The sequence below is a fragment of the Micromonospora sp. CMU55-4 genome, from assembly GCF_011602315.1.
Taxonomy (GTDB): domain Bacteria; phylum Actinomycetota; class Actinomycetes; order Mycobacteriales; family Micromonosporaceae; genus Micromonospora; species Micromonospora chalcea.
This window is the reverse complement of the sequence record NZ_JAAOLH010000012.1, coordinates 200,736-218,667: the sequence shown is the minus strand read 5'-3', so window position 1 is coordinate 218,667 and position 17,932 is coordinate 200,736. Positions and strand designations below refer to the sequence as shown.

14 protein-coding genes and 1 pseudogene are annotated in these 17,932 nt (G+C 74.7%); 11 read left to right on the top strand and 4 right to left on the bottom strand.

The features are described from left to right. Positions 1-247 (top strand): annotated as a pseudogene (locus HA073_RS21555) (ATP-dependent Clp protease ATP-binding subunit ClpC); the annotation flags it as partial. Here the strand turns inward: HA073_RS21555 and add are convergent. Both add and HA073_RS21545 read right to left on the bottom strand, forming a co-directional pair. Continuing rightward, positions 238-1,215, bottom strand: a complete 978-nt coding sequence (gene add / locus HA073_RS21550) for an adenosine deaminase (protein ID WP_205798055.1) — start codon at positions 1,213-1,215, stop codon at positions 238-240. The pseudogene HA073_RS21555 and the gene add sit on opposite strands and share 10 nt — an antisense overlap. Beyond that, on the bottom strand, positions 1,215-2,021 hold the full coding sequence (locus HA073_RS21545) for an AraC family transcriptional regulator (protein ID WP_223201160.1): 807 nt from the start codon (positions 2,019-2,021) through the stop codon (positions 1,215-1,217). Before HA073_RS21545 ends, add begins: the two co-directional genes overlap by 1 nt. Before the next feature lie 413 nt (positions 2,022-2,434). Between HA073_RS21545 and HA073_RS21540 the strand changes: the two genes are divergently transcribed. Genes HA073_RS21540 through HA073_RS21495 form a run of 10 tightly spaced genes read left to right on the top strand, consistent with a single transcriptional unit; the run spans position 2,435 to position 15,853 of the window. After that, positions 2,435-3,406 carry a DUF1702 family protein gene (locus HA073_RS21540; RefSeq protein ID WP_064447377.1) on the top strand — a complete coding sequence of 324 codons (972 nt, stop codon included), beginning with the start codon at positions 2,435-2,437 and terminating at the stop codon, positions 3,404-3,406. Positions 3,407-3,410: 4 nt separating this feature from the next. Next, complete coding sequence (locus tag HA073_RS21535) at positions 3,411-5,363, top strand: CRTAC1 family protein (protein WP_043325262.1); 1,953 nt, start codon at positions 3,411-3,413, stop codon at positions 5,361-5,363. Further along, complete coding sequence (locus tag HA073_RS21530; protein WP_205798051.1) at positions 5,360-6,331, top strand: enediyne biosynthesis protein; 972 nt, start codon at positions 5,360-5,362, stop codon at positions 6,329-6,331. The genes HA073_RS21535 and HA073_RS21530 overlap by 4 nt, the downstream gene beginning before the upstream one ends. A 32-nt stretch (positions 6,332-6,363) precedes the next feature. Further along, entirely contained in the window at positions 6,364-12,135 is a 5,772-nt protein-coding gene (locus HA073_RS21525; RefSeq protein WP_166457154.1) for an SDR family NAD(P)-dependent oxidoreductase, read from the top strand. A gap of 1 nt (position 12,136) precedes the next feature. Next, a complete protein-coding gene (locus HA073_RS21520; RefSeq protein WP_030503316.1) occupies positions 12,137-12,586 on the top strand; it encodes a thioesterase family protein in 450 nt (149 codons plus the stop codon). After that, on the top strand, positions 12,579-13,142 hold the full coding sequence (locus HA073_RS21515) for a flavin reductase family protein (protein WP_233514703.1): 564 nt from the start codon (positions 12,579-12,581) through the stop codon (positions 13,140-13,142). The genes HA073_RS21520 and HA073_RS21515 overlap by 8 nt, the downstream gene beginning before the upstream one ends. Further along, positions 13,139-13,702, top strand: a complete 564-nt coding sequence (locus HA073_RS21510) for a hypothetical protein (protein ID WP_166457153.1) — start codon at positions 13,139-13,141, stop codon at positions 13,700-13,702. Before HA073_RS21515 ends, HA073_RS21510 begins: the two co-directional genes overlap by 4 nt. Further along, on the top strand, positions 13,699-14,394 hold the full coding sequence (locus HA073_RS21505) for a copper resistance CopC family protein (RefSeq protein WP_064447373.1): 696 nt from the start codon (positions 13,699-13,701) through the stop codon (positions 14,392-14,394). The genes HA073_RS21510 and HA073_RS21505 overlap by 4 nt, the downstream gene beginning before the upstream one ends. A gap of 26 nt (positions 14,395-14,420) precedes the next feature. Continuing rightward, complete coding sequence (locus HA073_RS21500; protein ID WP_166457152.1) at positions 14,421-15,281, top strand: class I SAM-dependent methyltransferase; 861 nt, start codon at positions 14,421-14,423, stop codon at positions 15,279-15,281. 29 nt (positions 15,282-15,310) lie between these two features. After that, the gene (locus tag HA073_RS21495) at positions 15,311-15,853 is read left to right on the top strand and encodes an EF-hand domain-containing protein (RefSeq protein WP_030503321.1); all 543 of its coding nucleotides are present in this window, start codon (positions 15,311-15,313) and stop codon (positions 15,851-15,853) included. A gap of 55 nt (positions 15,854-15,908) precedes the next feature. Here the strand turns inward: HA073_RS21495 and HA073_RS21490 are convergent, their stop codons facing one another. Continuing rightward, a complete protein-coding gene (locus tag HA073_RS21490; protein WP_043325274.1) occupies positions 15,909-17,252 on the bottom strand; it encodes a cytochrome P450 in 1,344 nt (447 codons plus the stop codon). A gap of 86 nt (positions 17,253-17,338) precedes the next feature. Beyond that, a complete protein-coding gene (locus HA073_RS21485) occupies positions 17,339-17,884 on the bottom strand; it encodes a pyridoxamine 5'-phosphate oxidase family protein (RefSeq protein ID WP_030503323.1) in 546 nt (181 codons plus the stop codon). Positions 17,885-17,932 lie beyond the last annotated feature (48 nt).

The window sequence follows — 17,932 nt, the reverse complement described above, 5'->3', positions numbered from 1 at the left end:
CCTGGAACTGACCGACAACGCCAAGAAGTACCTCGCGAAGAAGGGCTTCGACCCCGTCCTCGGCGCGCGGCCACTACGCCGCACGATCCAACGCGACATCGAAGACAACCTGTCCGAACGGATCCTGTTCAACGAACTGCCCCCCGGCCAGATCGTCGTCGTGGACTGCGAGGGCGACCCCGACGACACCGACACGTCCACACTCGTCTTCCGGGCCGGCAAGCCGGTGCCGACGGGTCAGCCGTAGGCCCGCCGGCCCACCGCCATCAGATGATCACGCGTCGCGTCGTCGCAGAGCGCCCCGGCCACCCCGGCGGCGTACGCCCGCTCGGGCCCGAGCCCGAGACGCGCCGCCAACTCGTGCTCACGGCCCAGATCGGTACCGAACATCGCCGGGTCGTCGGTCCCGACCGAGCAGCGCAGACCGGCGGCGACGAGGCGGGGCAACGGATGCGCGGCCTCGGACTCCACCACCCGGGTCCGCAGGTTCGACGTGGGGCACACGTCCAGCACCACACCCCGGTCCCGCAGCTCGGCGAGCAGGTCGTCGTCCTCGGCGGCCCGGATGCCGTGCCGGATCCGGGCCGGAGCCAGCTCCAGCAGGTCGCGTACCGAATCCGGCCCGCCCGCCTCGCCGCCGTGCGGGACGAACGCCAGACCGCCGTCGCGGGCGATCGCCACCGCCCGGGCGAACGCCTTCGCCGGCGCGGCCAGCTCCGGCCCGCCCAGACCGAACCCGACCACGCCCCGGTCCCGGTACCGCACGGCTTGGCGGGCGCACTCCTCGGCGTCGGCCGGCGCCAGCTCGCGGTCCACGTCGGGCGTCAACAGCACCCGTACGCCGTGCCGCTCGTACGCCTCGGCCGCGCCGTCGGCGTACCCCTCGAAGATGTCCGCCCAGCCGACGCCCCGGCGCACCCGCTCGGCCGGCGAGAAGATGCCTTCCAGGTAGACAGCGCCGTGCGTGGCCGCCTCGGCGGCGTACGCCACCACGACGCGCCGGAAGTCGTCGGCCGTACGCAGGCAGTTGGTGGTCAACACCCAGGTGCGGACGAAGTGGTCGAAGTCGGTGAACTCGTAGAGCTGACGCAGACCCTCGACCGTCTCCGCGGGCAGCCGCTGACCGTTACGACGGGCGATGACCAGGAGCGTCTCCGGCCGTACCGTCCCTTCGAAGTGGACGTGCAGCTCGATCTTCGGGGCCGGCACGGCCATCAGGCGGTTCGGAGCGCGCGCCGCTCGGCCATCACCGGCGTCCGCCCCCGCCAGCCGGCCTGCGACACGCCCAGCAGCCAGCGCAGCGGCGTGGCCGAGAGCAGCGGCGGATCGGTGACCCGCACCTGGCGCACCGGCACCGTGAGCGTGGCCCGCGCGACGGTGATGCGCTGGGCGCTGCCCGTCTCGGCCGGTATCCGCAGGTCCGCGTCGCCGATCAGGAAGCTGTCCGGCGCGCCGTCGACGAGCGCCGAGGTGGCGTCCCGGTCCGGGCGCAGCAGCAGGACCCGGGCGCGGTGCTCGCCCGGCGGCACGGTGGCGGGCAGCGCGGCCGGCAGTGGACGCGGCGCGGCCGTCCACCATTCGTTGCGCCCCCCGTCGTGGGGCGCCACCGCGGCGAGCAGCAGCCCCGGCAGGTCCACGGTGTCGAGGTGCATCAGCGCCCGGGGGCCCTGGCCGGCGACTATCGCGCGGCTGCGGATCACCGGCAGCAGCGCCGCCACCGACACGCCCGCCAACTGCCGGGCGAGCTGGCGGAACCGCTCCGGGGGCAAACTCACCCAGCGCCGGAACTGGGTGGTGAACGTGCCGACGCTGGAGTACCCGACCTGGGCGCTGATCGCCGTGACGGTGAGCGAGGAACGCAGCAGCAGCCGTCGCGCCTCGGCCATCCGCAGGGCGGCCAGGAAACGTGCCGGTGTCATCGAGGTGGCCTGCTTGAACACGCGATGGAAATAGAAGGGGCTGAACGGGGCAAGGCGCGCCAGCGTTTCCAGCGGCAACGGCCTGCCGAGCTCTCTTTTCATGTGCTCAATCACCCGGACAATGGCGGCCGACCGGCCGTCATGTTCCTTGCAGTCGGCACCTGAAAACTGCCCCATGGCCCCTCCATCGCTACCCGGAAACCGTGACCAATAGTGCTGTGCGGCTCTTGAACGAGTCTTGATTTGCCGCACGCGGGCCGCTCGGGCGCCCTCGGCGGCAGGCGATACGTGCTGGCCGGAGCCGGTGCGGGACCCACTTCCAGGCTTGCGCGCACCCGGCTCCGCGCGCCCGCCGAAGCGGTGCCGACGGTCACCTGAGGCAACACAGCAACCTGCGAGAAGACAGTCGCCGAGGCGTTCCGCGAGTATTGGCCAGAGCGGGCACGCCAATCGAAGAACTTCTCTGCAGGCGAGCAGGATCCGCACGCGTACACCCACGGCGAATTGGACTTGCCATGGCCCGAATATTGTTGGCACTGCGACAACGAATCCTGACGCCGGATAAGCGCGAGGCGTTGTTTGACACACGCGGCTTCCATGTCAAGAACGACGCCGCGCGGCAGGCCCTGGAAAGCGCCGGGCAGAGTTTCATCGGCGGTTTCGGTGACGCCGCCGGGGCGCCGGAGCCCCGGGCCGCCGAGGAACTGCTGGAAAGCCGGCCGGCGCCGCTGCGCGGCTTCGCCTACGAGGGCGCCGCGATGGCGTACGCCCTGATGGACGGCCTCCGCCCCGGCGGCGGCCGGGGCATGGCGCGGTTCCTGGCCGGGCGCGGCGACGCGCACGTCTACATGGCCCACGTGGGCGCCGGCTGGGCCATGGCCCGGCTGCCCCGCTGGCGCCGGCCGGCGATCCTCCCGCCCGACCCGCTGCTGCGCTGGCTCGCCCTCGACGGCTACGGCTTCCACCAGGCCTACTTCCACACCGGCCGGTACGTCCACGCACGGCACCGCGACCCGGCGCACATCTGGCCGGCGGAGCTGCGGCACTACGCGCCGCACGCGGTGGACCAGGGCATCGGCCGGGCGCTGTGGTTCGTCGCCGGCGCCGACCCGGCCGAACTGGTCCGGCTGCTCCACCGGTTCCCCGCCGACCGGCACTCCGACCTGTGGAGCGGGGTCGGCCTGGCCGCCAGCTACGCCGGTGGCGCCGATCTGACGGAACTGCGAACGCTGCGCGAGGCGGCCGGCGAGCACCGGGCGGCGCTCGGCCAGGGCGCCGCGTTCGCGGCCAAGGCCCGGATGCGGGCCGGACACGTGCCGACGCACACCGCTGTCGCGGTCGGCGCGTTCTGCGTCACCAGCATCGAGCAGGCCGCCGCGATCACCGATGCCGCCCTGACCGATCTGACCGACTCGGCGTCGCTGCCCGCCTTCGCGGTGTGGCGTCAGCGGATCGCCGACCATCTCGTACTGCTGGGGAGGTGCTGACCGGGTGTCCATGATCCTGGGTTGGGGCCGACGTCATCTCGCCGGGCTGACCGCCCTGCTGCTGATCGTCGGCCTGTTCCTGATCGCCGAGCCGGCCACTGCTACCGACGAGGAACGGCGACGGGTGGCCGCGGGCTACCGGTTCACGCCGCTGTCCATCGCGATCCCGGGTGGTCTGCCGCAGCAGAGCATCCGCCGGGTCAACAAGGAGTACACGCACATCGACGCGTGGATCTCGTCGGTGGGCGCCGGGGTCGCCATGAACGACATCGACGGCGACGGCCTGGCCAACGACCTCTGCGTCACCGACCCGCGGATCGACCGGGTGGTGGTCACCCCGACGCCCGGGGCGCGCCAGGAGCGGTACCAGCCGTTCGTGCTCGACCCGGCGCCGCTGCCGATGGGGCCGCACATGGCGCCGATGGGCTGCGCGCCCGGCGACTTCAACGAGGACGGCCGCACCGACCTGCTGGTCTACTGGTGGGGCCGGACACCGGTGATCTTCCTGGCCCGCCCGGACGCCACCGGTCTGTCCGCGGCGGCGTTCCAGCCGGTCGAGCTGGTCCCCCGGCCCGCCGCCGCCGACGGCGGCTACACCGGGCCGCGGTGGAACACCAACACGGTGAGCGTGGCGGACTTCGACGGCGACGGTCACGAGGACGTGTTCGTCGGCAACTACTTCCCCGACGGCCCGGTGCTCGACCACACGGTCAGCGGCGGCGTGGCGATGAACAGGTCCATGTCGGCCGCGTACAACGGCGGGCGCGACCATGTCCTGCGCTGGACCGGCGCGACCGCCGACAGCGTCACCTTCGCCGACGTGCCGGACCTCTTCGACGACGACGTCTCCCGCGGCTGGGCACTCGCGTCGACCGCCACCGACCTCGACGGCGACCTGCTGCCCGAGCTGTACGTGGCGAACGACTTCGGCCCCGACCGGCTGCTGCACAACCGCTCCACACCGGGCCGGGTGCGGCTGGCCCTGGTCGAGGGCGAGGGCAGCCGGCTCACCGTGCCCAAGTCGAAGATCCTCGGGCACGACTCCTTCAAGGGCATGGGCGTGGACGTCGGCGACCTGGACGGCGACGGCCTCTACGACATGTACGTCGGCAACATCACCACCTCGTTCGGCATCCAGGAGAGCAACTTCGCCTTCGTCAACCAGGCCCGGGACACCGACGACCTGCGGCAGCGGCTCGCCGACGGGCGGGCGCCGTTCGTCGACCGCAGCGCCCCGCTCAACCTCGCCTGGAGCGGCTGGAGCTGGGACGTCAAGATCGCCGACCTGACCAACAGCGGCCGGCCCGACATCGTGCAGACCAGCGGCTTCGTCAAGGGCGAGGTGAACCGGTGGGCGCAGCTGCAGGAGCTGGCCACCGCCAACGACACGCTGCTGGAGCACACCTCGGCGTGGCCACGGGTCCGGCAGGGCGACGACATCGCCGGCGGGCAGCCGCTGCGCCTGCACGCCCGGATGCCCGGCGGCGCCTACGCCGACATCGCCGGCCAGCTCGGCCTGGCGGTGCCCATCCCGACCCGGGGCATCGCGCTCGGCGACGCCGACGGCGACGGCCGGCTGGACATGGCGGTGGCCCGGCAGTGGGACGCGCCGGTGTTCTACCGCAACGACAGCCCCGGCACCGGATCGCAGCTGTCCCTGAAGCTGAACCGGCCGCCGGCCGGCGACGCCGCCACCGGCTCCCCGGTGATCGGCGCGGACGTCACCGTCCGCACCCCGGACGGCCGTGTGCTGCGCGGCCGGGTCGACGGCGGCAGCGGCCACTCCGGCCGGCGCAGCTTCGAGGTGCACATCGGCCTCGGCGACGTCACCGGGCCGGTCCAGGTCGACCTGGCCTGGCGGGACCGCACCGGCGCGCCACGCGCGCAGACGGTGACGCTCACCCCCGGCCGGCACGCGCTCACCCTCGGCACCCAGGCACAGGAGGCGAGTTCATGACGAAGCCACGCGACCCGCGAGTGACAGCGCTGCGCCGCTTCGCGATCTCGATCACCGTCCTCAACATCCTCGGCTACACGGTCCTCGGCTTCGAGCAGCCCGCGCTCTGGCCGGTGTACGCCGTGCTCACCGCGTACGCCGCCGAGCTGCTGCTGGAGGCGGTGGGCGCCCGGGGTGAGGGCCGCGCCCCCCGGTACGCCGGCGGCGTGCGCAACCTGGTCGAGTTCCTCTTCCCCGCGCACATCACCGCGCTGGCGGTGAACATGCTGCTCTACACCAACGACCGGGTGCTGGTGATGCTCTTCGGCGTGCTGGTGGCGATCAGCGGCAAGTGGCTGCTGCGGGCGCCGGTCAACGGGCGGCTGCGGCACTTCATGAACCCGTCGAACTTCGGCATCGCGATCGTGCTGCTGCTGTTCCCGTGGGTCTCCATCGCGCCGCCGTACCACTTCACCGAGAACCTCTCCGGCCCCGCCGACTGGGCGATCGTGGCCGTGATCCTCGTCCTGGGCACGATGCTCAACGCGAAGCTCACCCGCCGGATGTGGCTGATCGCCGGCTGGCTGTCGATCTTCGTGGTGCAGTCGGTGGTCCGGGGCCTGGTGCTGGACACGTCGATCGTGGCCGCGCTGGCCACCATGACCGGTACCGCGTTCGTCCTGTTCACCAACTACATGATCACCGATCCGGGCACCACGCCGAGCCGGCCCGCCGCCCAGTTCGCGTTCGGTGGCGGCGTGGCGCTGGTGTACGGCGTGCTGACCGGCGCCTCGGTGACGTACGGGCTCTTCTTCGCCACCGCGATCGTCTGCCTGGTCCGCGGCACCTTCCTCTGGTCGCTGCACGCCTCGCGCCGCGAGCAGCGGCGCCGCGAGCAGGACCAACCCGTCTCGCCCGCAACGCCCGGGACACCGGTCACCGCCGGTCCCGTCTCCGCGGACAACGGCAAGCGGCCCGTGCCCGCCTGATCCGCGAATCGCACAACCCCAGGAGTGACGACATGAGCAGAATCGCGGTCGTCGGCATGAGCTGCCGCTACCCGGAAGCCGATTCGGTGGCCGACCTGTGGCGCAACGCCCTCAGCGGACGCCGCGCGTTCCGCCGGCTGCCGCCGGAGCGGATGAGCCTGGAGGACTACTGGGACGCCGACCCGGCCACCCCGGACCGGTTCTACAACCGGCACGCCGCCGTCATCGAGGGGTACACGTTCGACCGGATCCGGCACCGGATCGCCGGCAGCACCTACCGCTCCACCGACCTCACCCACTGGCTGGCGCTGGACGTGGCCGGCGAGGCGCTCGCCGACGCCGGCTGGCCGGACGGCGCCGGGCTGCCCCGGGACCGTACCGCCGTGGTGGTCGGCAACACCCTCACCGGCGAGTTCTCCCGCGCCAACGTGCTGCGGCTGCGCTGGCCGTACGTGCGCCGGGTGCTGGCCGCCGGGCTGCAGGAGCAGGGGTGGCCCGACCGGCGGATCGCGGAGTTCCTGGCGGTGACCGAGGAGCGGTACAAGAGCCCGTTCCCGCCGATCGACGAGGACACGCTCGCCGGTGGTCTCTCCAACACCATCGCCGGGCGGATCTGCAACCACTTCGACCTCGGCGGCGGCGGCTGGACGGTGGACGCCGCCTGCGCCTCCAGCCTGCTGTCCGTGGTCACCGCCGCGCGCGCCCTGGCCGACGGCGAGGTCGACGTGGCGGTGGCGGGCGGGGTGGACCTGTCCATCGACCCGTTCGAGATGGTCGGCTTCGCCAAGGCCGGCGCGCTGGCCCGCGACGAGATGCGGGTGTACGACGAGCGGTCGCAGGGCTTCTGGCCGGGCGAGGGCTGCGGCATGGTCGTGCTGATGCGCCACGACGACGCGGTGGCGCAGGGGCGCGTCGTGCACGCGACGATCGCCGGCTGGGGCGTCTCCTCCGACGGGCGCGGCGGGATGACCCGGCCCGAGGCGCAGGGCTACCGGCTGGCGCTGGACCGGGCGTACCAGCGGGCCGGCTTCGGCATCGGCACGGTCCCGCTCTTCGAGGGGCACGGCACCGGCACCGCCGTCGGCGACGCCACCGAGCTGCGTGCCCTCTCCGCCGCCCGGCGCGACGCCGGGGCCACCGATCCGGCCGCCATCGGCTCCATCAAGGCGCTCATCGGGCACACCAAGGCCGCCGCCGGGGTGGCCGGGCTGATCAAGGCGACCATGGCGTTGCGGCACGCCATCGTCCCGCCCACCGCCGGGTGCGCCCGTCCCCGCGCGGAGCTGACCGCCGCGGACCGTACGCTGCGCGCCGCGCCGGTGGCCGAGCCGTGGCCGGACGGGGCGCCGCTGCGCGCCGGGGTCACCGCGATGGGCTTCGGCGGGATCAACACCCACCTGGTGCTGGAGGCCGGCCCGTCCGCCGTGCCGGAACGTGTCCGGCGGCAGCAGTTGCGGCTGGCCCGGCACACCCAGGACGCCGAGCTGCTGCTGCTCGACGCGGCCGACCCGGTGGCGCTGCGGGAACGGGTGGCCGCGCTGCTGGATCCGCTGGCCCGGCTGTCGTACGGCGAGCTGACCGACCTGGCCGGCGCTCTGGCCGGCGAGGTACGCGGCCGGCCGATGCGGCTGGCGGTGGTCGCCGCCTCCCCCGCCGAGGCGGTGGACCGGTTCGAGCGTGCCCTGGCGGCGCTCGACCGGGGCGAGGAGGAGTTGTTCGCCGACGGGCTGGCGTTGCGGCGCACGCTGCGCCCGGCCCGGCTCGGGTTCCTCTTCCCCGGCCAGGGCTCCGGCCGCGGCGTCGACGGAGGCGCGCTGGCCCGGCGTTTCCCGGCCGCCGGCGAGGTGCACCGCCTGGCGGCGCTGCCGGCCGACGCGGACCCGGTGGCCACCGAGGTGGCCCAGCCGCGTATCGCCGCGGGTTCCCTGGCCGGCCTGCGGGTGCTCACCGAACTGGGCGTCGAGGCGCGGGTGGCGGTCGGGCACAGCCTCGGCGAGATCACCGCGCTGCACTGGGCCGGCACCGTCGACGCGGAGGCGCTGCTGCGGATCGCCGCGGCGCGCGGCGCGGTCATGGCCGGCTGCCGGGAACCGGGCACGATGGCCGGCATCGCCGCCGACGACACCGTCACCGCCCGGCTGATCGGCGCCGAACCGGTGGTGGTGGCCGGCTACAACGGGCCGCGGCAGACGGTGGTCGCCGGCCCGTCCGACGCGGTCCGGCGGGTGTGCGAGCGGGCCACCGACGCCGGTGTGCACTGGGCGGACCTGGCCGTCTCGCACGCGTTCCACTCCCCGCTGATGGCGTCGGCCGCCCGCGAGTTCGGCGACTGGCTGGAAGGGGTCCGCCTGGCCCCGCCGCGCCGGCCGGTGGTCTCCACCGTCACCGGCGCGGAGCTGACCTCCGGCACCGACCTGGCGGCGCTGCTGCGCCGGCAGATCACCGAGCCGGTGCGCTTCGCCGCGGCGGTCACCGAGGCCGGCCGGCGGGTGGACGCGCTGGTCGAGGTCGGTCCCGGCCAGGTGCTCGCCCGGATGGCCCGGGACCTGGTCGACGTGCCGGTGTTCGCCACCGGCACGGACGCGCCGACGCTCGCCGGGTTCCTCGGCACTGTCGGCGCGCTCTGGACGCTGGGCGCGCCCGTGGACCACGCCGCGCTGGTCAGCGACCGTCCGATCCGTCCGCTCGACCTGGCCGCGCGGCGGCGCTTCTTCGCCAACCCGTGCGAGGCCGCGCCCGCCGTGGCCGTGGCGGCGGCGTCCCCGACCGGGGCCACCCCGCAGGCCGCGGGCGGGCCGGTGACCGTCGACGAGACGGCCCCGGCCGGAGGCGGACCGGCGGCCGACCCGCTGGCGGTGCTGCGCCGGCTGGCCGCGTCCCGCGCGGAGCTGCCGCCCGAGAGCGTCGGCGCGGACACCCGGCTCCTCGACGGTCTGCACCTCAGCTCGATCGCCGTGGGACAGCTGGTGAACGAGGCCGCCCGGGAACTGGGCCTGCCCGCGGTGCAGGCGCCGACGAACTTCGCCACCGCCACGCTGCGGGAGATCGCCGACGCGCTGCGGGAACTGGACCCGGCCGCCCCGCCCGCCGACCGGCGGGTGGACGGCGTCGCCCCGTGGGTGCGCGGTTTCACAGTCGAGCTGGTCGAGGAACCGGTGGAGCCGGCCGGCGCCGGCCCCGGCGGCCCGGGTGCCTGGCAGTGGTACGCGCCGGCCGGGCACCCGTACGCGGAGGCGCTGCGCGACGCGCTCGCCGGTGCGGGCGTCGGCGGCGGCGTGCTGCTCTGCCCGGGCGAGGAGGTGGACCTGGACCTCGCGTTGCGCGCCGTCCAGGCGGCGGTGGCCCAGCCTCCGGGCAGCCGCCTGGTGGTCGTCCAGCACGGCCGGGGCGTCGCCGGGCTGGCCCGTACCGCCCGGCTGGAGGGCTCGGGTCTGCACGTGACGCTGGTCGAGGCGGCCCCGGCCGACGACCTGGTGGACCGGGTGGTGCGCGAGGTGGCGGCCACCGACGGGTACGCCGAGTCGCACCTCGGCCCGGACGGCCGGCGGCGGGTCCCCCTGCTGCGGCCGCTGCCGCCGCCCGGCCCGGCACGCCCGGGTCCGGCCGGTCCGCCGCTGCGGCCGGACGACGTCCTGCTGGTGACCGGCGGCGGGAAGGGCATCACCGCCGAGTGCGCGCTCGCCGTGGCCCGGGACACCGGGGCGCGGCTGGCCCTGCTCGGCCGGGCCGACCCGGCCGCGGACCCGGAGCTGGCCGCGAACCTGACCCGGATGCGGGAGGCGGGGGTGCGCCTGCGGTACGTGCGCGCCGACGTCACCGACCCGGAGGCGGTACGCGCCGCGGTGGCGCAGGTACGCGCGCACCTGGGCCCGGTCGCCGGGGTCCTGCACGGCGCCGGGGTCAACCGGCCGGCCGCCCTCGGCGCGCTGGACCCGGACACCCTGCGCGCCACGCTGGCGCCGAAGGTGGACGGCCTGACCAACGTCCTCGCCTCGGTCGAGCCGGACGAGCTGCGGTTGCTGGTGACGTTCGGCAGCGTGATCGGGCGCGGCGGCCTGCCCGGGGAGGCGCACTACGCGCTGGCCAACGACTGGCTGGCCCGGCTGACCGCCGAGGCCGGCCGGCGCTTCACCGGATGCCGCGCGGTCTGTCTGGAATGGTCGGTCTGGTCCGGCGTCGGCATGGGTGAACGGCTCTCCGCCGTCGAGTCGCTGCTGCGCGCCGGCATCACCCCCATCCCGCCGGACGAGGGCGTCCGGCTGCTGCGCCAGGTGCTGGCGCTGCCCCGGCTGCCCGCCTCGGTGGTGGTGACCGGCCGCACCGACGGGCTGGACACGCTGCGGCACGAGCGGCGGGAGCTGCCGCTGCTGCGCTTCCTGGAACGTCCGCTGGTGCAGTACGACGGCGTGGAGCTGGTGGTCGAGGCGGACCTGTCGGCCGAGAGCGACCCGTACCTCGCCGAGCACGACCTGGACGGCAACCTCCTGCTGCCCGCGGTGCTCGGCATGGAGGCGATGGCGCAGGTGGCCACCGCGCTCGCCGGCGCCACCGGCGTGCCGGTGCTGACCGGCGTCAGCTTCCCCCGGCCCGTGGTGGTGGCCCGCGGCGGGCGCGTCACCGTCCGGATCGCCGCGGTGCAGGCCGAGGCGGGCGTGGTGGAGGTGGCGATCCGCAGCGACGAGACGGGCTTCGCGGCCGACCACTTCCGGGGCACCGTCCGCTTCGAGCCGGACGAGGGCGACCGGGAGGCGCCGGGCGTGACCGGCGGGCTGCCGCCGGTGCCGCTGGAGCCGGGCCGGGATCTCTACGGTGATCTGCTCTTCCAGGGCGACCGGTTCCGCCGGCTGGTGCGCTACCACCGGGTCGCGTCCCGGCGGGCCGAGGCGGACGTCGCCACCACCGAGGACATGCGCTGGTTTCACGCGTTCCTGCCGCAGCGGCTGCTGCTCGGCGACGCGGGCGCGCGGGACGCCTTTCTGCACGGCATCCAGGTTTGCGTGCCGGACGCGACGCTGCTGCCGATCGCCGTGGACCGGGTGGAGCCGGCCGGGCCGAAGCTCGCCGCCACCGAGCAGGTCCGCTTCGTGGCGGTGGAGCGGGAGCACCGCGACGACACCTACCGGTACGACGTGACGGTCCTCGGCGCGGCCGGGACGGTGGTGGAACGCTGGCTCGGTCTGCGCCTGCGCGCGGTGCGCCACCGCCCGGCCGCCCTGCCGTGGCCGCCGGCGCTGCTCGGACCGGCGCTGGAGCGGCGGCTGGGCCGGCTGCTCGACGCCGACCTGGCGGTGGTGGTGGAACCGCGTCCGGACCGGACCGGCGGAGCACGCCGGGAGGTCACCGCCGTCGCCGTCGGACGGGCCGTGGGACGGCCGGTACGGCTGCGGTACCGGCCGGACGGGCGGCCCGAGGAGGTCAACGGCCGGCACGTCTCCGCCGCCCACAGCGAGGTCGCCAGCCTGCTGGTGGCCGGCGCCGGGCCGCTCGCCTGCGACCTGGAGGTGGTCCGGCCCCGGCCCGCCGAGGTGTGGGCCGACCTGCTCGGCCGGCACGCCGGGCTGGCCGGGCAGATCGCCGCCGACCTCGGCGAGGACGCCGACGTCGCCGCCACCCGGGTCTGGTGCGCCAAGGAGTGCCTGGTCAAGGCGGGGCTGCCGGTGGACGCCCCGCTGACGGTGGCCGGCGGCGACGGCGAGTGGGTGCTGGTGCGCAGCGGCCGGGTCACGGTGGCCACCGGCCCGGTCCGTCTGACCGGCGAGCCACAGCCGGTGGTCGTCGCCGTCCTCACCGCGACGGGGGTGTGACATGTCCGCCTGGTACGAGTACCGCCACGTGGTCGGGTTCGAGGAGACGAACCTCGTCGGCAACGTCTACTACGTCAACTACCTGCGCTGGCAGGGCCGCTGCCGGGAGATGTTCCTGCGCGAGCACGCCCCGGCGGTGGTCGACGACCTGCGCGCCGGGTTGAAGCTGTTCACGCTGCGGGTGGACTGCGAGTACCTCGCCGAGCTCGACGCGTTCGACGAGCTGCGCATCCGGATGAGCCTGACCGAGCTGACCCAGACGCAGCTCGGCCTGGCCTTCGACTACCTGCGCGACGGCCCGGGCGGGCTGGTCCCGGTGGCCCGGGGGCACCAGCGGATCGCCTGCATGCGGGAGGTCGCCGGGCAGGTGGTGCCGACCCGCGTACCGACGCCGCTGGTGCGGGCGCTGGCGCCGTACCGGGCGGCCGAGGGGGTGGCCGGCCGTGCCTGAGCGCGCCGTGGACGCGCCGCCGGCCACCGCCGCGCTGCGTACGGTGCTCGGCGAGTTCGTCACCGGCGTCACGGTGCTGACGGTCGGTGGTCCGCTGCCGCACGGGATGACGGCGAACTCGTTCACCTCGGTCTCGCTGGACCCGCCGCTGGTGCTGCTCTGCGTGAGCCGGGACAGCCTGATGTCCGCCTGCCTGTCCGACGCGGACGGGTTCGGCATCTCCGTCCTGGCCGGGGGGCAGGAGCGCCTGGCCCGGCACTTCGCCGACCGGCGCCGGCGGCCCGGGCGCGCGCAGTTCGCCACTGTCGGCTGGTCGCCGGGCGAGCGGACCGGCGCGCCGCTGCTGCACGGGGCGCTGGCCTGGCTGGAGTGCCGGCCGTGGCGCTGCCACGACGGCGGCGACCACGTGATCGTGGTGGGCCGGCTGGTGGCCGCGCGCACGGCTGCCGACAGCGACGCCCTGATCTTCCGGCGAGGCCGGTTCGACAGGTACGGGAACTCCCACCCGGCCGCCGGCCGCCGGCACGTCCAACCGCTCCTGAAGGAGGCGCAGTGACCCTGTCGGAGAAGCGCGACGCCGGCGCTTCGGGGCTCGATCTGAACGGCAGCCGGCACCGGGCGGCCCTGCAGATCTTCCTCGTCGTCGTCATCGCCCACTGGGCCGAGCACCTGGTGCAGGCCGCGCAGATCTGGGTGTTCGGCTGGTCCCGGCCGGAGGCCCGGGGCGTACTCGGCATGCCGTTCCCGTGGCTGGTGGAGAGCGAGTGGCTGCACTACGGGTACGCGCTCGTCATGCTCGCCGGTTTCTGGCTGCTGCGCGGCGGCTTCGTCGGCCGCGCCCGGACCTGGTGGATGGCGGCGCTGCTGATCCAGGTGTGGCACCACCTGGAGCACCTGCTGCTGCTGGTGCAGTCGCTGACCGGCAGCAACCTGGCCGGGCAGCCGGTGCCGACGAGCCTGCTGCAACTGGTGGCGCCCCGGGTGGAGCTGCACCTGTTCTACAACGCGGTGGTGTTCCTGCCGATGGTGGTGGCGATGTACCTGCACCGCACGCCGCTCGCCGACGAACTGGCCCGGATGCGGTGCAGTTGCCGCCGGGTGGCCGAAGTCCGGTGAGGCGCGGGCCGGGGCTGAGGTGGCTGGCGGCGGGTCTGCTCACGCTGCTCGCGCTCGGCCTGGCCGGGCTGACCCTGGCGGCGCAGCTGCGGCCGGCGCGGTTGGTGACCACCGACCCGCCGGCCGGCGCCCGGCTGACCACGGCGCCGGCGGCGGTGACGCTCACCTTCAACGGCCCGCTCGACGCCGAGCGGACCCATGTCTGGTTGATCGGCCCGGGCGGCGCGTTCGGCGCGACGGGCGCGCCGCGCTACCGCGACAACGGCGTCGAGGTGCCGGTGACGGTCGTGGGTGACGGGCGCTACCGGGTCGGCTACCACGCCCAGCTCGCCACCGGGCAGACCGCCACCGGCGTGGTCCCGTTCACCGTCGCCGCCGGGCTCGGCGCGCCGCCGCGGGCCGCCCCGGCCGCGTCCCCGCCGGCCACCGCGCCGCCGGACGGGTCCGCCGGGGGCGGCCACCACGGGGGTACGGGCGGAGCGGCCGGCCTGGCCCTGCTGCTGGCGCCGGTGGTCACCGGAGCGGTCCTGCTCGTGCTGATGGCGCGGGGACGGCGTGACCGGCCCGCCGGCGGCACGCCCTCGTCGGCCGGTCCGGGGCCGGGCGGGCGACGGCGGGCCTGGGTGCTGCGGGAGCCGGAGGACGCCGGCGACCGGCCTGCCGACCGCGAACCGGCCCGGCCGGGCGGGTGACCTGACGGACCACAGGAGGGAAAGCGATGTCCGTATCGACAGATGCCGCCGCGGTGAAGGCCGAACAGCGGCGGACCTGGGACGCCGTCAGCGACGGCTGGACCCGCGAGTGGGAGACCTTCGAGCGGGGCGGCGCGGCGCTCACCGCGCGGCTGCTGGCCCTGGGTGGCGTACGGCCGGGGCACCGCGTCCTGGACGTCGCGACCGGTCCGGGGGAGCCGGCGCTCAGCGCCGCCGACATCGTCGGCCCGGCCGGCACGGTCACCGGCGTCGACCTCTCCCCCGCCATGCTCGCCGTGGCCCGCCGCCGGGCCGAGGGCCGGCGCAACGTCAACTTCCTCGTCGCCGACCTGGAGACGGTGGAGCTGCCGCCGCACGCGTTCGACGTGGTGCTCAGCCGGCTCGGCCTGATGTTCGCCGTCGACCCCGGCGCCGCGTTCGGCCGGATCGCTCGGCTGCTCGTCCCGGGCGGCGTGCTCGCCGCGGCGGTGTGGGCGCCACCGCCGCGGGTGCCGCTGATGTCGCTCGGGTACGGCGTGCTCGCGCGCCGGCTGGACCTGCCGTCCGGGCCACCGGAAGCCCCCGGCCCGTACCGCCTGTGCGATCCGGAGGCGCTGGCGGCCGGGCTGACCGACGCCGGCCTGCGGGACGTGACAGTCGAGGAGTACCCGGTCCCGTTCCGGTTCCACGACCCGGCCGAGTACGCGCGGTTCACCCGGGCGGTGGCGCCGCCACCGGTACGCCGCCGGGTCGAGGCGCTCGATCCGGCCGGGCGGGACGCGCTCTGGGCGGAGGTGGCCGCCGCCGCCGAGGGACGCGCCGGCTCGGACGGACTGGTCGACCTGACCTCGACCGCGCTCACCGTCCGCGCGGTCGCCCCGGCCTGACCTCCATCCATCGCTACGAAAGGACCGAGATGACCACCGAACTGCAACGCCGCAAGCTGGAGAAGGTCTTCGCCTCGTACGACGCCGACGGGGACGGCGTCATCGACGGGCTGGACATCACCGCGATGGCCCAGATCTGGTGCGACACGTACGGCGTGGCGCCGTACTCGCCGGGCTGGCGGCGGATCCACGGCGCGGCGGCCCGGATGTGGCGCGGGATGCGCGGCAGCGACGGGCCCGACGGCGAGAAGCGGGTGACGGTCGCCGAGTGGGTGGCGTGGGCCGACAAGCCGGAGTTCCCGGAGTTCGTGACGAACGCGGCGGTGCCGTTCAGCCTGGCCGTGTTCGACGTGGCCGACGCGGACCGGGACGGGCGCATCAACCACGCGGAGATGTTCGCGGCGCAGAGCAAGAGCGGCATGCGCTCGGAGGACACGCAACGGATCTTCGACCGGCTCGACACCGACCGGGACGGCTACCTCACCAGCGAGGAGTACGGCCGGGCGGCGCACGAGTTCTACCTCAGCGCCGACCCGGACGCGCCGGGCAACGTGATCGCCGGGGAGCTCTGAGCGGCCGGACGCCCGGCCGCCGGTCCGTGTGGGCCGGTGGCCGGGCGTCGGTCGTTCAGCGGGTACGGCGGCGCGCGGTCATCGGCAGCGCGTCGACGGGCATGGTCATGGCCGGCACGGGCTTCGGCTCGTGGCCGGGCACCGGCTCCAGCCGCCAGCGGGCGGCGATGCTGGCCAGCGAGACGATCATCTCGGTCCAGGCGAACTGGTCGCCGATGCAGCCGTGCACGCCGGTGGCGAACGGCATGAACGCGCCGCGGGGCAGCGTCCGGGCCCGTTCCGGCAGCCACCGGTCCGGGTCGAAGAGCTCGGGCTCGGGGTAGATGCGCGGGTTGTGGTGCACGGCGTGGAAGCTGTAGAGCACGTCCGAGCCGGCCGGGATCAGGTAGCCGCCCAGCTCAGCGTCGCGGGCGGTGACCCGGTTGTTGAACAGGCCCTGGGTGCGCAGCCGCAGCGTCTCGGAGAGCACCTGGCGGGTGTACTCCAGCGCCGGCACGTCGGCGTAGCCGGCGGCCCGTCCGTCGAGCACCCGGTCGACCTCGGCGTGCAGCCGCCGCTGCACCTCGGGGTCCGCGCCGACGTGGTGCAGCGCCCAGCAGAGCGTGTTGGCGATGGTGTTGCTGCCGGCGATGAAGAACGTCATCACCTCGTCGTGGACCTGCTCGTCGCTCATCGCGGGCCGGCCGTCCTCGTCGCGGGCGAAGAGCATCATCGACAGCAGGTCGCCGTGGTCGGTGCCGGCCGCGCGGTACTCGGCGATGACCCGGCGGATGGTCGCCCGCAGGTACTCGGCCGCGGTGTCGTAGTCGCGGTTGGCCTGGGTGGGCAGGCGGGTCAGCACGCCCGTCACGTCGGTGATCCGGCGGAACAGTCCGCCCAGGACGGTGGTGGTCGCGGCCATGAACCGGGCGCGGTCCAGGCTTCGGTCACCGGCGAAGACGACCTCGACGACGTTGGTGAGGGCCAGCTCGTCCATCTCCTTCTCGACCGCGAGGCGCTGGCCGTCGCGCCAGGAGTCGAGCTTGCCGGCGACCGTCCGGCTCATCAGCTCGGTGTAGTGGATGACCTTGTTGCGGTGGAAGGCGGGCTGGATCAGCGCCCGCTGCCGGCGGTGGAACTCGCCCTCGGAGATGCCCAGGCCGTTGCCGAACATGGACCGGAAGCGCTCGGTCATCGGCCCGCCCCGGACGAAGGTGTCGCCGTCGCGCAGCAGCTCCCGCATCAGGGTCGGGTCGTTCACCACGTACGCCGGGCGCTTGCCGAGCGCGATGGTGACGACCGGCTCGCCGGACTGGAGTTCGAGCAGGAACTCGGCGGGTCGTCGTTTCATCTGCAGGCCGTGCCCGAGCACGGGCAGGCGGCCGGGCGCCGACGCGGGTGTGCGCAGGGTGGTGGTCATGGTGCGTTCCCTCGGTGTCGGGCCGCGCGGCTCGCCGCGTCGGCGGTGACGGGCCGGTCCGTCGTGCGGCGGCGGCCCGGTCGGGATCAGCGGGAGAGCAGCGCGCCGGTGGACGCGGGCCGCCCGGCGGCGTGCCAGACCCGCGACGAGCCGATGGTCTGGCCGTTGGCCAGGTCCTGAAGGGTGATCTGGACCCGCCAGGGGTCGAACTGGAGCACCTCGAAGCCGGCGTCGGCGGGGCCGTCGGGCCAGACCGCGTACGGGTCGAAGCCGCGCTGGGTCGCCTCGGCGGCGACGAGGTCCCAGACGTGGCGTTTGGTGTCGCCCGGCTCCAGCCAGGTGGCGCGGCAGTCGACGAAGACGGCGTCGTGCGCGGGTGTCCAGTAGCTGCACGAGACGTACGGGTTGCGGGCCAGGTGGGCGGTCTTGACCGGGGTGCGGGAGGTGCTGACCCAGCCGGTCGGGCCGGCGTCGCCGACCTCCCAGGAGACGTGCATGATCCGGCTGCGCGGCCGGTCGCGTCCGTCCACAGTGGCGACGGTGCACCAGCCGATCTCGGTGGTGAGCCGCAGGAAGTCGTCACGGAGGTCGGCGAAGTCGCCGACCGGGGTGCTGAACGTGGAAGGCTCCATGCCGAGATGGTAGATCCGCGCGAGCGCAGTTTGCTATATGATTCTCAA

Excerpts from the sequence above, each read along its gene's own strand:
- HA073_RS21545 (WP_223201160.1), bottom strand. The coding sequence starts at position 2,021 with ATGAAAAGAGAGCTCGGCAGGCCGTTGCCGCTGGAAACGCTGGCGCGC.
- HA073_RS21530 (WP_205798051.1), top strand. The coding sequence starts at position 5,360 with ATGACGAAGCCACGCGACCCGCGAGTGACAGCGCTGCGCCGCTTCGCG.
- HA073_RS21525 (WP_166457154.1), top strand. The coding sequence starts at position 6,364 with ATGAGCAGAATCGCGGTCGTCGGCATGAGCTGCCGCTACCCGGAAGCC.
- HA073_RS21495 (WP_030503321.1), top strand. The coding sequence starts at position 15,311 with ATGACCACCGAACTGCAACGCCGCAAGCTGGAGAAGGTCTTCGCCTCG.
- HA073_RS21500 (WP_166457152.1), top strand. The coding sequence starts at position 14,421 with ATGTCCGTATCGACAGATGCCGCCGCGGTGAAGGCCGAACAGCGGCGG.
- add (WP_205798055.1), bottom strand. The coding sequence starts at position 1,215 with ATGGCCGTGCCGGCCCCGAAGATCGAGCTGCACGTCCACTTCGAAGGG.
- HA073_RS21540 (WP_064447377.1), top strand. The coding sequence starts at position 2,435 with ATGGCCCGAATATTGTTGGCACTGCGACAACGAATCCTGACGCCGGAT.
- HA073_RS21520 (WP_030503316.1), top strand. The coding sequence starts at position 12,137 with ATGTCCGCCTGGTACGAGTACCGCCACGTGGTCGGGTTCGAGGAGACG.
- HA073_RS21485 (WP_030503323.1), bottom strand. The coding sequence starts at position 17,884 with ATGGAGCCTTCCACGTTCAGCACCCCGGTCGGCGACTTCGCCGACCTC.
- HA073_RS21490 (WP_043325274.1), bottom strand. The coding sequence starts at position 17,252 with ATGACCACCACCCTGCGCACACCCGCGTCGGCGCCCGGCCGCCTGCCC.